This is a genomic window from Mucilaginibacter sp. UYNi724 (genome assembly GCF_054057495.1).
In genome coordinates this window covers 217,869-233,300 of the sequence record NZ_JBSRZI010000003.1, presented here as the reverse complement: position 1 = coordinate 233,300, position 15,432 = coordinate 217,869, and the positions used below count along the sequence as shown (strand labels likewise).

11 protein-coding genes and 1 pseudogene are annotated in these 15,432 nt (G+C 45.5%); 10 read left to right on the top strand and 2 right to left on the bottom strand.

The annotated features are described in order from the left end of the window. Positions 1 to 69: 69 nt before the first annotated feature. Together ACVW0P_RS06365 and gltB are read right to left on the bottom strand one after the other, a co-directional pair. Complete coding sequence (locus tag ACVW0P_RS06365) at positions 70 to 1,551, bottom strand: glutamate synthase subunit beta (protein WP_354429674.1); 1,482 nt, start codon at positions 1,549 to 1,551, stop codon at positions 70 to 72. A gap of 8 nt (positions 1,552 to 1,559) precedes the next feature. After that, positions 1,560 to 6,083, bottom strand: a complete 4,524-nt coding sequence (gene gltB / locus ACVW0P_RS06360) for a glutamate synthase large subunit (RefSeq protein ID WP_457131331.1) — start codon at positions 6,081 to 6,083, stop codon at positions 1,560 to 1,562. A 250-nt stretch (positions 6,084 to 6,333) separates the two neighbouring features. Between gltB and ACVW0P_RS06355 the strand changes: the two genes are divergently transcribed. The 10 genes and pseudogenes from ACVW0P_RS06355 to ACVW0P_RS06310 all read left to right on the top strand — a co-directional run. Next, positions 6,334 to 6,825, top strand: a complete 492-nt coding sequence (locus ACVW0P_RS06355; RefSeq protein ID WP_457131330.1) for a D-glycero-alpha-D-manno-heptose-1,7-bisphosphate 7-phosphatase — start codon at positions 6,334 to 6,336, stop codon at positions 6,823 to 6,825. Between the two features lie 5 nt (positions 6,826 to 6,830). Next, positions 6,831 to 7,268 (top strand): DUF4844 domain-containing protein, encoded by a 438-nt coding sequence (locus ACVW0P_RS06350; RefSeq protein ID WP_457131329.1) that lies wholly within the window; start codon positions 6,831 to 6,833, stop codon positions 7,266 to 7,268. 9 nt (positions 7,269 to 7,277) lie between these two features. Further along, the gene (locus ACVW0P_RS06345) at positions 7,278 to 8,804 is read left to right on the top strand and encodes a hypothetical protein (protein WP_457131328.1); all 1,527 of its coding nucleotides are present in this window, start codon (positions 7,278 to 7,280) and stop codon (positions 8,802 to 8,804) included. A gap of 343 nt (positions 8,805 to 9,147) precedes the next feature. Continuing rightward, a complete protein-coding gene (gene hisG, locus ACVW0P_RS06340) occupies positions 9,148 to 9,999 on the top strand; it encodes an ATP phosphoribosyltransferase (protein WP_457131327.1) in 852 nt (283 codons plus the stop codon). Between the two features lie 72 nt (positions 10,000 to 10,071). Continuing rightward, the gene (gene hisD / locus ACVW0P_RS06335) at positions 10,072 to 11,358 is read left to right on the top strand and encodes a histidinol dehydrogenase (RefSeq protein WP_457131326.1); all 1,287 of its coding nucleotides are present in this window, start codon (positions 10,072 to 10,074) and stop codon (positions 11,356 to 11,358) included. 62 nt (positions 11,359 to 11,420) lie between these two features. Continuing rightward, positions 11,421 to 12,467, top strand: a complete 1,047-nt coding sequence (hisC, locus tag ACVW0P_RS06330; RefSeq protein WP_457131325.1) for a histidinol-phosphate transaminase — start codon at positions 11,421 to 11,423, stop codon at positions 12,465 to 12,467. A gap of 2 nt (positions 12,468 to 12,469) precedes the next feature. Beyond that, positions 12,470 to 13,618 (top strand): bifunctional histidinol-phosphatase/imidazoleglycerol-phosphate dehydratase HisB, encoded by a 1,149-nt coding sequence (gene hisB, locus ACVW0P_RS06325; protein WP_457131324.1) that lies wholly within the window; start codon positions 12,470 to 12,472, stop codon positions 13,616 to 13,618. Between the two features lie 82 nt (positions 13,619 to 13,700). Beyond that, positions 13,701 to 14,291, top strand: a complete 591-nt coding sequence (hisH, locus tag ACVW0P_RS06320) for an imidazole glycerol phosphate synthase subunit HisH (protein ID WP_457131323.1) — start codon at positions 13,701 to 13,703, stop codon at positions 14,289 to 14,291. Positions 14,292 to 14,294: 3 nt separating this feature from the next. Then, entirely contained in the window at positions 14,295 to 15,044 is a 750-nt protein-coding gene (locus ACVW0P_RS06315; RefSeq protein WP_457131322.1) for a 1-(5-phosphoribosyl)-5-[(5-phosphoribosylamino)methylideneamino]imidazole-4-carboxamide isomerase, read from the top strand. A gap of 41 nt (positions 15,045 to 15,085) precedes the next feature. Further along, positions 15,086 to 15,430: pseudogene (locus ACVW0P_RS06310) on the top strand (endonuclease domain-containing protein); the annotation flags it as partial. Positions 15,431 to 15,432 lie beyond the last annotated feature (2 nt).

The window sequence follows — 15,432 nt, the reverse complement described above, 5'->3', positions numbered from 1 at the left end:
AATCACTTTAAACAAAAAAGCCCTTGCAGAATTAACTGACAAGGGCCCGGGTTTATAACTGATTTATTCTTAATAAAATACCTGGTCAAATTGGTTTACGGCGTCTTTACTCTCCAGATTAGAGTGGCCCATTAAAAACTCATCTACCTTGCGGGCAGCCTCGCGGCCTTCAGATATTGCCCATACAACTAACGATTGGCCGCGGCGCATGTCACCTGCTGCAAATACTTTGCTTATGTTGGTTCGGTAAACACCTTCTTTAGCTTTAACGTTCTTACGCTCATCCAGCTCGACGCCTAACTGCTCAAGCGTACCTTCAAACTGCGGGTTCACAAAACCCATAGCCAGGAATACGCGCTGGCAAGGAATCTCTCGCTCGCTGCCTTCCACCTCGTTAAATTTGATGGGGCGGCCCATTACATCTATCTCCCAGCTTACATCGGTCACTTTAAGCGCCCTTAGGTTGCCGTCAGCGTCGCCTAAAAACTCTTTAGTGTTGATGCCCCATGAACGCTCAACACCTTCCTCGTGCGAACTGGTGGTCTTTAACACCATTGGGTAAGTTGGCCAAGGCATGTGCGCTGTGCGCTGCTCCGGTGGCTGTATCATCACCTCAAACTGCCTTACAGACCGTGCGCCCTGGCGGTTTGATGTACCCACGCAATCGCTGCCGGTATCGCCACCACCTATCACAACCACATCTTTATCTGTAGCAAAAATATCTTCAACTTCAACAGCTATACTGCTTACACGTTTATTTTGTTGTTTCAAAAAGTCCATGGCGAAGTAAACACCTTTAAACTCGCGGCCGGGGATAGGTAAGTTACGTGGGATGGTTGAACCACCTGCTAATACTACCGCGTGGTGGTTACGCAACACCTCATCGGCAGCTACGTTTTTGCCCACTTCGGCGTTGCATTTAAATTCGATGCCATCCTCTTCCATGATCTGGATGCGGCGGTCAATCACCCATTTCTCCAGTTTAAAATCGGGGATACCGTAACGTAATAAACCACCCGGGCGGTCGTCACGTTCAAAAACAGTAACGGCATGGCCTGCTTTGCTCAATTGCGCGGCTGCAGCCAAACCTGCAGGGCCTGAACCTATCACAGCTACCTTTTTACCTGTTTTAATTAACGGGGCAACGGGTTTAACCATGTTTTTAGAGTAGGCAACCTCTATGATATGTTTTTCAATTTCCTCGATAGCTACCGGTGGCTTGTTGATACCCAGTACACATGCAGATTCACATGGCGCGGGGCAAATACGACCGGTAAACTCCGGGAAGTTATTTGTAGACGATAAGATCTGGTACGCTTCGTCCCAGTTTTTGCGGTACACCGCATCATTAAACTCGGGGATAACATTGCCAAGCGGGCAGCCCGAGTGGCAGAACGGGATGCCGCAGTTCATGCAGCGCGCCGATTGCTGGTTTAGTTTTTCATCAGAATACAAACCAACAAACTCATTATAGTTTTTTACCCTTTCAACAACAGGCGTTTTTTGGGGAAGCTCCCTGTTAAATTCCTGAAATCCTGTAACTTTTCCCATTATGATATTTAGCTTACGGTTTGATATTCTAATTTTTCTAACACTTTTTTGTACTCTTTAGGGAATACTTTCACGAACTGCGTTGATGCCTTACCCCAGTTCTTAAGGATGCTTTGCGCCAACTTGCTGCCGGTTAAACTAACGTGTTTCTTCAGCAAGGTAGTTATCTGCTCCTCGTCTTTTAAGGATAACGGATCAAGGTCAACCATTTCGGTATTGCAGTTTTCTGCAAAGGTGCCGTTAGGGTTATAGATCCATGCTAAACCACCGCTCATACCTGCCGCGAAGTTCCTTCCGGTTTCGCCCAGGATAAGCGCGCGGCCGCCGGTCATATATTCGCAACCATGGTCGCCAATGCCTTCTACAACCGTTGTGGCGCCCGAGTTACGAACCGCGAAACGTTCGCCGGCCATACCTCTTACATACAACTCGCCGCTTGTTGCGCCGTATAAGGCAACGTTACCTATCAGGATATTATCTTCAGGTTTAAAAGTCGCGTTTGCGGATGGATAGATGGCTAATTGCGCGCCCGAAAGCCCCTTACCTACGTAGTCGTTCGCTTCGCCTTCCAGCTCAAAAGAGATCCCTTTTGCAGCGAAAGCACCAAAGCTTTGCCCTGCCGATCCTTTAAATTTATAGTTGATTGTATTGTCGGGCAAGCCTGCAGAACCATACCGTTTCGAAATTTCGTTTGATAACAGCGTGCCGATGGTACGGTTTACATTGATGACATCGAACGTAGCGAACACCGGTGTTTTATCTTCCAGAGCTGCTTTAGCCGCTTTCAACAATTCCCAGTCGATGATCTCATCCATTCCGTGGTCTTGTTTTTCGCTGTTATAAAGCGTGCTGCCTTTGCTTACCGTAACCGGGTGCAGTATCGCCGACAAATTGATGGTTTTCGCTTTCCAGCTTTTTAAGTTTTCTTTAACCTTCAGGAACTGTACGCGGCCAACCATTTCGTTAATGGTACGGAAACCAAGCTCGGCCATAATCTCGCGCAACTCCTCGGCCATAAAGCGGAACAAGTTTACGACGTGATCCGGGCTACCGCTGAATAACTTTCTCAGTTCAGGGTCTTGTGTGGCCACACCAACCGGGCAAGTGTTCAAGTGGCATTTACGCATCATGATACAGCCACCGGCAACAAGGGCAGCGGTTGCAACACCCCACTCCTCGGCACCCATTAAGGTGGCGATAGCCAAATCACGGCCTGTCTTCAACTGACCGTCTGTTTGTAACACCACGCGGCTGCGCAGTTTATTGCGTACCAATGTTTGGTGTGCTTCGGCAAGGCCAAGTTCCCACGGTAGGCCGGCATGTTTAACCGAACTTATTGGTGATGCACCTGTACCGCCATCATATCCAGCAATTAAAATAACATCCGCGTGTGCTTTTGCAACCCCCGCTGCTATGGTGCCTACCCCTGCTTTTGATACCAGCTTAACGTTGATACGTGCGGCACGATTGGCGTTCTTAAGATCGAAAATTAATTGTGCCAGATCCTCGATAGAGTAAATATCGTGGTGTGGCGGCGGCGATATCAAACCTACACCCGGTGTAGAGTGGCGCGTTTTAGCTATCCAGTCGTCAACCTTGTGGCCCGGCAATTGCCCACCTTCGCCCGGCTTTGCGCCTTGCGCCATTTTTATCTGTAACTCATCGGCATTGGTCAGGTAATTTGAGGTTACCCCAAAACGGGCTGATGCTACTTGTTTAATAGCCGAGCGCATCGAATCGCCGTTAGCCATTTTCTCGTAGCGCATCTCGTCTTCGCCACCTTCGCCGGTATTGCTTTTGCCGCCAATGCGGTTCATGGCAATAGCCATGGTGCTGTGTGCCTCGTGCGAGATAGACCCAAACGACATGGCACCAGTCGCGAAACGGGTCATGATGTTTTCTATCGGTTCAACCTCGTCAATGCTAATGGCCTCGCGGTGATGGGCAAAATCAAGCAAACCACGGATGGTGTAATGCTTATCTGACTGCTCGTTTATCGCGGCAGCATAATTCTTATATACATTGTAGCTATTGCTGCGGGTTGCATGCTGCAGCAAATGGACCGTGGTTGGATTAAACAAGTGGGCTTCGCCTCGGCGTTTCCACTGGTAAATACCACCCTCGGGTAATAAATGGTTATCTGTTTTAGGGCTGTTAAAGCCAATTTTATGTTTGCAAAGAGATTCCTTAGCGATCTCGTCCAGTCCTAAACCTTCTATGCGGGTAACCGCACCGGTAAAGTAATGGTCTACCACCTCTTTGTTCAATCCCAAGATCTCGAACACCTGCGAACCGTGGTATGATTGCAATGTAGAGATCCCCATTTTAGAGAAAATCTTCAGCAAGCCATCGTTAACCGATTTTACATAGTTTTTGTTAAGCGTTTTGATATCAAGGCTGGTTTCTAACTGTCCGTTGTTCTTTAACGTTTCTATGGTTGACAGTGCCAGGTACGGGTTGATGGCCGTAGCACCAAAAGCCAGCAAAGTAGCGAAATGGTGTACTTCCCAAACGTCACCGGTTTCTGCTACGATACCTACCGCGCCACGGCGGCCTTTCTTGATCAGGTGGTGATGAACTGCAGATACCGCTAAAAGCATCGGGATAGGCGCGTGTTCGGAATCGATTGCACGGTCGCTCAATATCAATACCTCAAAGCCATCATCAACGGCATCTTCGGCATAGCGGCAAAGCCTGGCAATACCTTTTTGCATCGACCCGGCGTTACCGTCTGCATTGTAATAGGTTTGCAGCGTTTTAGCGTGGAACATCCCGGTATCTATCGACCGCAGTTTCTCCAACTGGTGATTCTTTAAGATCGGGTGGTTAAGCACAACGCAATGGCAGTGCATTTTATCCTCGTCAAGCAAGTTACCATTGTTACCTATAAAGGTAGCCAAACTCATTACCAAACGCTCGCGGATAGGGTCTATCGGCGGGTTGGTAACCTGGGCGAAAAATTGCTTAAAGTAGCTGGAAAGGTGCTGTGGTTTATCAGACAATATCGCCAACGGCACATCTGTACCCATAGAGCCGATTGGTTCTTTACCATCCAAAGCCATTGGTTTGATGATGGTATCTATATCCTCGCGGCTATAACCAAATACCTGCTGGTAGCGGTAAACAGCGTCAGCACTCAGGCTGGCGAATGATAAACGAGGCTCGGGCAGTTCGCCCAAACGAATCTTATAATTATCTAACCAGGTGCCATAAGGCTGCTGGCCGCTTATTTCTCTCTTAATTTCTTCGTCGGTGATGATCTTGCCTTTTTCGGTATCTATCAGCAACATTTTACCCGGTTGCAGGCGACCTTTGCGGATAACCGTGCTTTCGTCGATCTTTAACGTACCGGCCTCTGATGCTGCTATAACGCGGCCATCATTGGTGATCACAAAACGAAGCGGGCGCAGGCCGTTACGGTCAAGCAAGGCACCAACCAGTTTACCATCGGTAAAGCTGATAGCAGCCGGCCCATCCCATGGCTCCATTAAGGTGGCATGGTATTCGTAGAACGCCTTTTTAACCGGGTCCATTTGTTCGTTGCCGTCCCAAGCCTCGGGTATCAGCATCATCATCACGTGTGGTAATGAGCGGCCCGTGTGCAGCAGGATCTCGATAATGTTATCCAAACAGGCGCTATCCGATTGGTTGTTATCAATAACCGGTAAGAGCATCTCCATTTCCTCGTTAGTGAAATAGGCCGATGCGAAAGATTTTACGCCCGAATAGAACCAGTTAAGGTTACCGGTTAAGGTGTTGATCTCGCCGTTGTGCGCAATTAAGCGGAACGGTTGCGCTAGTTTCCACGACGGGAAGGTATTGGTTGAGAAACGTGAGTGGATCAAAGCCAGGCCCGACGTAACGCGGGGATCAGCCAGGTCCGGGAAGTACTTACGCAGTTGGTAAGTGGTTACCTGCCCCTTGTAAATAATGGTTTTACAAGAGAACGAGGTAAAGTAAAAATGCTCGGCTGCTGCCGGGATAGTTTCAGTAACGGTTTTATTTATATAGCGGCGTAATACGTATAATTTACGCTCAAAATCTTCGGCATTGGTAACGGCGCGGGGGCGCGCAACAAACAATTGTTCGCTGTCCGGCTCGGCCTGGCGGGCAGTTTCGCCTATTACAGATGAGTCAACATTCAGCTTACGGTAACCCAGTAAAGTAAAGCCCAGTTTTTCTATTGCGGCAGCAATTATTTTGCGGCTTGCCTTTTTTAAAGCAGGCTCTTTAGGGAAGAATAACATGCCTACACCGTACTCGCCCGGTTCCGGCAAACTTATCTCCAGGTCAGAGCATTCTTCCATCAAAAACTCGTGTGGAAGCTGAATGAGGATGCCTGCGCCATCGCCACTTTCGGGGTCGCAACCACACGCACCGCGGTGCTCCATGTTCTCCAACATAGTGAGTGCATCGCTAACAATACTGTGCGATTTATGACCGTTTATATGTGTTATAAACCCTGTTCCGCAGGAATCATGCTCAAATTCCGACCTGTAAAGGCCCTGCTGGTTGCCATCTGTTTGATCCATTATTTTATCCGCTTATTAGTGACGCGGGTAATAACGAAATTACCAAATTTTCATATTTTTATAAAATAGATGCTTATTTTTTTAAATTTATCAAAAAAATGGCGTTTTTTTGCAATTCAATTATTAAGTCGACAATAATCATATACTTTATGTATGAATTTAATAATTCTTAACGTTTATTTAATATGCACACATAGCAAATAAACATAATAATCTAATTTTGCCGAAAAGCACTTACACATTATAATATATGGCCAGTAAAATTAAAGCGGTATTTTTAGACAGGGACGGGGTTTTGAACCGAGAAATGGGCGATTACGTTTGTAAGCTTGAAGACTTCCACGTGCTGGATAACTTTGACGCGCTTAAGGAATTGCAAAACCGCGGGTACATGCTGCTGGTAGCCACCAACCAGGGCGGCCTTGCCAAAGGCTGGTACGATGAAACCGAACTTGGCAAAATGCACGCCCACTTAAAACAGGTTTACCAGGAACACGGTGTGGAAATAACCGACTTTTTTTATTGCCCCCACCACCCCAACTTTACCGGCGACTGTGATTGCCGCAAACCAAAACCGGGCCTGCTTTTACAGGGAATAGCGAAATATAACGTTGACCCATCACAGTCATATTTTATTGGCGACCGCGAACGTGACGTGGAAGCAGGCACAGCTGCCGGCGTAAAAGGCATTTTAATAGATAGCGACCAGCCAATAAGCACTATTTTGGATCAGATAGCATAATATCCATGAAGAAAATATCTTTTATCGTATTGATGGTAGTAGCTTTTGTATCTGCCACAGCATCGGCACAGGATGAAAATTACCAGGCCAAACAGCAGCTACAGCAATTTAAGATAAAGGCCAAGCTTAAACCCGAAACCGGTGAGATCAATTACCGCGGTTTGTCTAAGCCCGAGCTGCAATCCAAACTAAATAACATCTTAAACGTTGCTGCTGATGACTTTGTAAGAACGTTGAACAACGGGCCATCACAGAAGAAGTTTGTGGAGGATGTAAAGCTGGGGTTATCGCGCTTTAATGGTTTTTATGCCGAACTTGATGCAGACGATAAAACGCGTATTTGTGCTTACTTTGCCGAATTGATGGACGACGTTGGCATGGAAAGCCCCGAGGCCCTATTAAACAGGTGGATCCAAAATTTGGAACCTGCCGACAAACAGTAAAAGATATTAATGCAGATACCCGACAAATTAAAAAATTACGACACGCTACTGTTCGCCGCCATAGCATTTTATGCCATATACCTGTTTACCATTTATAGCGGCATAGGCATTTCGCCCGATTCTATTATGTACACAAGCGCCGCCCGTAGTTTTGTTGCCCATGGTACGTTGCATACGTTCAATAACATCCCTATTGTTGATTTCCCGGTATTTTACCCGCTGTTTTTAGGCGTCATCAGCTTTGTAAGCCAGACAGACCCCGTTGCATATGGGGCGGTGCTTAACATGTTTATGTTTGCCACGCTGATATTCACCAGCGGGTGGATCATGTCGCGCTTTGAACCATCATCGCATATATATAAATGGCTGGTGCTGGCCGCCATCATTTTAAACCCCGGCTTGCTGCAGGTGTACTCCTACCTATGGTCGGAGACGCTTTTTATTCTGGAAGTGCTACTGTTTATCATCGTTTTTCGCAAGTATCTGCTTACCCACGCGGGCAAATGGCTGATATTTGCCGCCGGAATTGCCGCGGTGGCTTGTGTAACGCGCTATGCCGCGGTAACCATTGTGGGCACAGGCGGTTTATTATTATTATTGGACAGGAAACTACCTATAAAGAAAAAAATAGGCCATATATTGATATACGGCGTTGTTTGTATTTCATTATTGGTTGCCAACCTTACGTTTAACGCTTTACATACCGGCACCGTAACCGGCCCGAGGGAACCTTCGATAACCTCGTTCAGCCAAAACCTTTACTATTTTGGTATCGTGTTTTGCGAGTGGATGGGCATGACGCCCAATATGTACACCATTTTTGCCTTGCCGCTGGGGATAGTTATTTTGGTTGGATTTATAGTTGCGCTTGCCTTTAACTTTACCCGCCGCAAATTGGATAATTTTGAGAATATTGCTATCACCTTCGCGTTGGTTTACGGGTTGTTTATTGTGCTGTCGTCCACCTTTTCGCGGTACGAGCGGATCAACCCGCGCTTGTTGGCCCCTATTTACATACCCGCTTTATGGGGTTACACCAGTTGGGGGCTCTTGCTCCTCAAAAGGGTTATGGATAAACGCATCCGCACAGCCGTAGCCGCTATATTCATACTGATGATGCTGGGTTATATCACCAAGATATTTTTGGTAGATAACCAGCGTTATAAAGACCAAATAGCCGACGAATACGGCAATCCCGGCTACACCGATAACGATTGGATGGATTCGGAATTTGCCAAATATTTAAAAACGATAGATAAAGGCATGTTTGCTCCTAAAGTGGGCATCTACTCTGATGCCCACGAAGCGGTTTACTTTTTCTCGGGCATGTCATCATACCTGGTGCCGCACAAATTCTTTAAAAAGGATGTGGAGAAATTTTACAAGATAAAACGCTTCTACCTCATCTGGTTCAACAACCTTGAGAACCCGGAACTCATTAATATAAAAGACATCCAAAAGGTAAAAAAACTAAAGGTAATTAAGCAGTTTGAAGAGGGTGCTATTTATGAGTATGATAGTCTGAACCCAAATTAATTGAATTTGCGAATTTGACTTGATAAATTTTGTTTCTGTAAATTTCTTAATTCAACAAATTAAAGTCTAGACAAAATTACATAAGCACTTATACATATTGCCATTCTTATAAAAAACCGCACTTAAAATTATATTTTTGATAATCAATTTCATATAAAATTTTGATTTAATAAAATAGGCTATATATTTGCATCGCTAACCCATAGCAGCAATACAAAAAAATGAACGGACTTAACACATATTATTTACATCTGCACCATCACCACCATGTGGTGATCAGATAATATATGTTTCTACGCGAAATATCGTCCTCCGTTTATATTCATTTCCTAAAAATCAATTTGTGAAAACATTAAAAATAGCGATCCAGAAATCGGGTCGGCTCAACGAAAAATCCGTTGAATTATTAAAAAATTGCGGCCTTAATTTTGAAAATTATAAGAGCTCGCTTATCTCCCCCGTATCGAATTTTCCGTTAGAGATCCTTTTTCTGCGTGATGATGACATCCCCGAATACGTGCAAGACGGCATTGCCGACCTGGGCATAGTTGGCGAAAACGTAATACAAGAAACTGAGGTGGAAGTTAGCTACCTGCAAAAGCTTGGCTTTGGTAAATGCTCGTTAAAAATAGCTGTGCCAAACAACAACAGCATCACCGCTTTAGATCAGCTTAATGGCAAAGCTATCGCTACCACCTACCCTGTCATTCTCGGTAAATACCTAAAAGAGCAAGGTATTACGTCAGATATCCGCACTATATCGGGTTCGGTAGAGATCTCGCCAGGTTTAGGTTTAAGTGATGCTATCTGTGACCTGGTATCTACAGGTGGCACATTAAAAAGCAACGGACTTGTTCCATTTGCGGATGTGATGAGCAGCGAGGCGGTATTGATAGGCCAAAAAGGCAGCGAAAATGAAGACCTGATCAAGGAACTGATCCAGCGAATCCAATCCGTATTGCGTGCAAAGGAAACCAAGTATGTAGTACTGAATGTAGAGCGCAAAAATCTTGACGCGGTTATCGCATTGTTGCCTGGTGTAAAAAGCCCGTCGGTAGTACCATTGGCCGAGGCTGATTGGGTTGCTGTACACACCGTTATACCCGAGCGTGATTTTTGGGACCGCATAAGCCAGCTTAAACAAGCCGGCGCGCAAGGTATTGTAGTAATGCCAATAGAGAAGATAATATTATAAGTAGGCAGTTGCCGGTTTGCAGTTAGTTCAAAAAGCTCATTGCCAACTGCCAACTGATAACTGCAAACTGAAATGGAGACATTCAATTATTCTGACTTAAGTAAAATAGATATCGCCCGCCTGGTTCAACGTAATGTTGACCCTGCCAACGAGATCCGCACTTTGGTGGAGGGGGTTATAGAACAAGTTAAGCAAAACGGCGATGGCGCACTTATTGACTACGCCAGCCAGTTTGATAAGGTTGACCTGACCAAACTTTACCTGGACAAAGCCGAACTGGAAGAACTGGCAGCGGCAGTTACTGAAGACCAGCAGGAAGCATTACAGGTGGCTTATTCCAATATTTATAAATTCCACAAAGCACAAATAAAACCCGAGGACAAGGTGGAAACCATGCCGGGTGTAACCTGCTGGCGCGAGTTAAGGGCTATTGAAAAAGTTGGCCTTTACATCCCCGGCGGCACCGCTGTTTTACCATCTACTTTTCTGATGCTGGGTATCCCGGCACGAATAGCGGGTTGCAGGGAAATTGTGGTTTGCTCGCCGCCGCAAAAAAACGGTAAGGTTAATGCCTTTATAGCTTACGTCGCATTGATGTTGGGTATTGAAAAGGTATATCTTGCAGGTGGCTCGCAGGCTATAGCGGCCATGGCTTACGGTACCGAAACTATCACTAAGGTAGATAAGATATTTGGGCCGGGTAACCAGTTTGTAACCAAGGCCAAAACCATTATACAAAGCACTACCACAACCGCGATAGACATGCCTGCAGGACCGTCCGAAGTATTGGTTATTGCCGATAGGACTGCCCAGCCAGTCTATGTAGCCGCCGATCTGCTTGCACAAGCCGAGCACGGGATAGACAGCCAGTCGATACTGGTGTGTACCTCGCAGGATATTGCCGATAGAACCCTGGCCGAAGTGCAGAAACAACTGGCCGTTTTACCACGTGCCGAGATCGCTAAGCAAGCGTTGGATAACTCCTACATCATCATCACCCAAAACCTGGATGAGGCGATGGATTTTAGTAACGAGTACGCGCCTGAACACTTAATTTTAGCGACCGAAAAATGGAAAGAATTAACGCCAAAGATCATTAATGCCGGCTCTGTTTTCCTGGGGAATTTAACCCCGGAAAGTGCCGGCGATTATGCATCCGGCACCAACCACACACTTCCAACCAGCAGTTATGCAAGGGCATATTCGGGTGTATCGGTAGATTCGTTTGTGAAGAAAATAACCTTTCAGCATTTAACGGAAGAAGGGATCCAAAATATCGGCCCATCTGTAGAGATACTGGCCGAAATGGAAGGCCTGCACGCGCACAGGAATGCGGTGAGTGTGAGGATGAATAAATAAATATTAAAAAGCGCGTCATTGCGAGGTACCTCGCAATGACGGACGGAATTAAAAAGAATACAATGTTCGAGTTAAACAACATTCTACGCGAAAACATCAAAAACCTAATCCCATACTCGTCCGCACGTGATGAGTACACCGGTGAGGCAAGTGTGTATTTGGATGCCAATGAAAACGCTTACGGTTCGCCGCTTAGCAATGCCTATAACCGTTACCCCGACCCAATGCAGCACCAGGTAAAGCTGCGTTTAAGTGCTATTAAAGGGTTACCGGTGCGTAACATATTTTTGGGCAACGGCAGTGATGAGGCTATCGATATCCTATTCCGCAGTTTTTGTAACCCGGGGGTCGATAACGTGGTCATCGTACCGCCAACTTACGGCATGTACCAGGTATCGGCCAACATCAATGATGTTGAGGCTAAAAAGGTTTTGCTTACCGAAGAATACCAGTTAGACCTTGAGGGCATTGCCGAGGCTATCGACAAAAACACCAAATTGATCTTCATTTGCTCACCCAATAACCCAACGGGCAATTCCATCAATCGCGATGATATCGAGACCCTATTGGCAAATTTTAACGGCATCGTTGTGATTGATGAGGCGTATATTAATTACAGTCGCCAAAAAACATTTATACAAGAACTTACCGAATACAGTAACCTCGTGGTGTTGCAAACCCTTTCTAAAGCATGGGGATTGGCAGGTTTACGAGTGGGTATGGCTTTCGCCAGCGAGGAGATCATCGAGGTGATGAACAAGGTGAAGCCGCCTTATAATGTTAACGAAGCTTCGCAGCTTTTAACACTCGAAGCATTGGGCAACGTAGCGCAGGTGAACGAGTGGATAAAGGAAACTTTGCAGGAACGCGATAAACTGGTGCTCACTTTAAAGGAGTTTGATTTCGTGCTGGACATTTACCCGTCTGATGCCAACTTCATCCTGGTAAAAACTATCAATGCACGTGGCGTTTACGATTTTCTGGTACAGCATGGCATCATCATCCGCGACCGCTCTAAGGTCGAGCTCTGCGAAGGCTGCCTGCGCATTACCATCGGCACTCCTGATGAAAATAAGACACTGACAGAAACCCTACAGCAATACAAATAACAATGACTAAGCTGCAAAAAGTACTTTTTATTGACCGCGACGGTACCATCATCAACGAAACTCCCGATGAGCAGATAGATTCGTTCGCGAAGCTGACGTTTTTTCCCGGCGCTTTGCAATACCTCCCAAAAATAGCTGACGAGCTTGATTTTGAGTTGGTAATGGTTACCAACCAGGATGGTTTAGGCACAGCCGTTTATCCCGAGGATACTTTTTACCCCGTTCACAACTTCATACTTAAAACGTTTGAGAACGAGGGCGTACACTTTTCGGACCAAGCGATAGACCGCACCTTCCCGGCAGATAATGCCCCCACCCGTAAACCGGCGACCGGATTATTGACCAAATATCTTGACGGAAGCAAATACGACCTTGCAAATTCCTTTACCATTGGCGACCGCAAAAACGACGTGCTGCTGGCTAAAAACCTGGGTGCAAAATCCATTTGGATAAACAATAAGTCGGGCTTAGGCGATGGGGAATTTAAACCGCAGATTGATAGTGATATTGACGGTGTTGTAGCCCTGCAAACTATCGACTGGAAAGAAATTTATGAGTTCCTGAAACTTGGCCAGCGTGTTTTTGAGCACAGCCGGGTTACTAAAGAAACTGACATCCGCATCAAAATAAACCTCGACGGCACGGGCGAAGCCAAAATATCAACAGGGCTGCACTTTTTTGACCACATGCTGGATCAGATTGCCCGCCACGGCAGCATTGACCTGGAGGTTACCGCCAAGGGCGACCTGCATATTGACGAACATCATACCATTGAAGATACCGGCATTGCCTTGGGTGAGATTTTCGCGACCGCACTGGGCAATAAAATGGGGATCGAGCGTTATGGTTTCTGCCTGCCAATGGACGATTGCCTGGCGCAGGCCGCTATAGATTTCGGCGGCAGAAACTGGATCGTGTGGGATGCCGTATTTAACAGAGAGAAAGTTGGCGACGTACCTACAGAGATGTTCTACCACTTTTTCAAATCGTTCAGCGATGCGTCGAAATGTAACCTAAACATTAAAGCCGAAGGGCAAAACGAACATCACAAAATAGAAGCTATATTTAAAGCCTTTGCCAAAGCCATAAAAATGGCCGTAAAGCGCGACGTTAACAAAATGGTTTTACCAAGTACTAAAGGGCTTTTGTAGAATAGAATCAAGAGACAAGAATCAAGAAGCAAGATATGAAGCGTTCTTAATTCTTGACTCTTATATCTTGACTCTTATAAATATGATAGGTATAATAAGATACGGCGCCGGGAACATCTTCTCGCTTACTGCTGCTTTACAGCGGCTGGGCATTGCCTATGGCATGGTGAACACCAAGGCTGATCTTGAACAGTTCGACCGTTATATTATTCCGGGTGTAGGGCATGCGGGTGCTGCCATGCACAAATTGGAACAAACGGGACTTGTACCTGCTATTAAAGCACTTAAAAAACCTACTTTGGGAATCTGCGTGGGCATGCAATTACTTACCGCTTATAGCGAAGAAGGCGATGCTAATTTACTGAACCTGTTCCCGATAAAAACCTTAAAATTTCCTCATCAGGCCAATTTTAAGGTACCACATACCGGGTGGAACCAGGTATTCGCTGAAAAAGAAAATCCCTTATTTGAAAATATACCCCTTGGGTCACACTTTTACTTCGTACATTCATACTTTATTGAGTACGATCAATCATTCACTTTGTCTTCAACCAGTTACATAAATAAATTTTCGGCATCAATTTGGCATGATAACTTTTACGGTGTACAATTTCACCCGGAAAAGTCGGGGCCGTATGGCGAAACATTATTAAAAAACTTCTCTAAAATATAAAACATGTATATTATTCCTGCCATTGATATTCTGAATAAAAAAGTTGTGCGCCTGCGCGAGGGCGACTACCAGCAGGTTACAGAATACGATGTTACCCTCGAAGAAATGATAGAAAGGTACCAGAGTAACGGTACAAATTTCATCCATATAATTGACCTTAACGGCGCTAAAAACGATTTTAGTAATCAGCAATACCTGTTTGATGTGATCCGCAAAACAGATATGCAGGTGCAGTACGGCGGTGGTATCCGCAGTATAGATAAAGTTAAGGAATTGATTGATGCAGGCGTACACCGCGTTATTGTGGGTACGCAAGCCATCACCAACCCGGCTTTCCTGGAAGACCTGAGCAAAGCCATTTGCGGCCGCGATAAATGCAGCGACCAGGTGGTTATTGCCATCGACGTATTGGACGAGGTGATCAAATACTCGGGCTGGATGGAAAGCTCTCCCATAAAATTAATGGATTACGTGGATAAGTGCCTGGCACTTGGTTTCTTCCGTTTCTTGTGTACCGATATCAATAAAGATGGCAAACTGGGCGGTGCAGGTGTAGACCTATACAGCAAACTGCTGGACCATTCGCCGTTCATTAAACTGATCGCGTCGGGTGGTGTAAGCTCAATGACTGATATTGAAGATCTGAGCAAAATAAAGGTTGAAGCCTGCGTTGTAGGTAAAGCCATTTACGAAAACCACATCAGCATCGAAGAAATTAAAAATTGGAATCTGGAAAGCTTGATGTCTATCTAATAAGCCCCCCGGCCCCCTGAAGGGGGAGTTTTTGAATAGCAATGAGTAAGAAACTCTTTTTAGGCGCTAATCATCTTCTATTTAAAAATGCTGAGGCATTGCGGTATAACATGACCCAAGCTGAAACAGTTCTTTGGGGTTATTTAAAAGGAAACCAACTTGGTGTAAAATTTAGAAGGCAGCATCCACTGGGTATTTATATTGCAGATTTCTATTGTCATAAATATAAACTGATTATAGAATTAGATGGAAATATCCATCAACTGCCAGAAGTGGCTGCAAATGATTTGATAAGACAAAAGCATCTTGAATCAGATGGATTCAAAATTTTGCGGTTTAGTAATCAGGAAATATTCAATCAATTAGAAAAAGTATTGACAACTATACA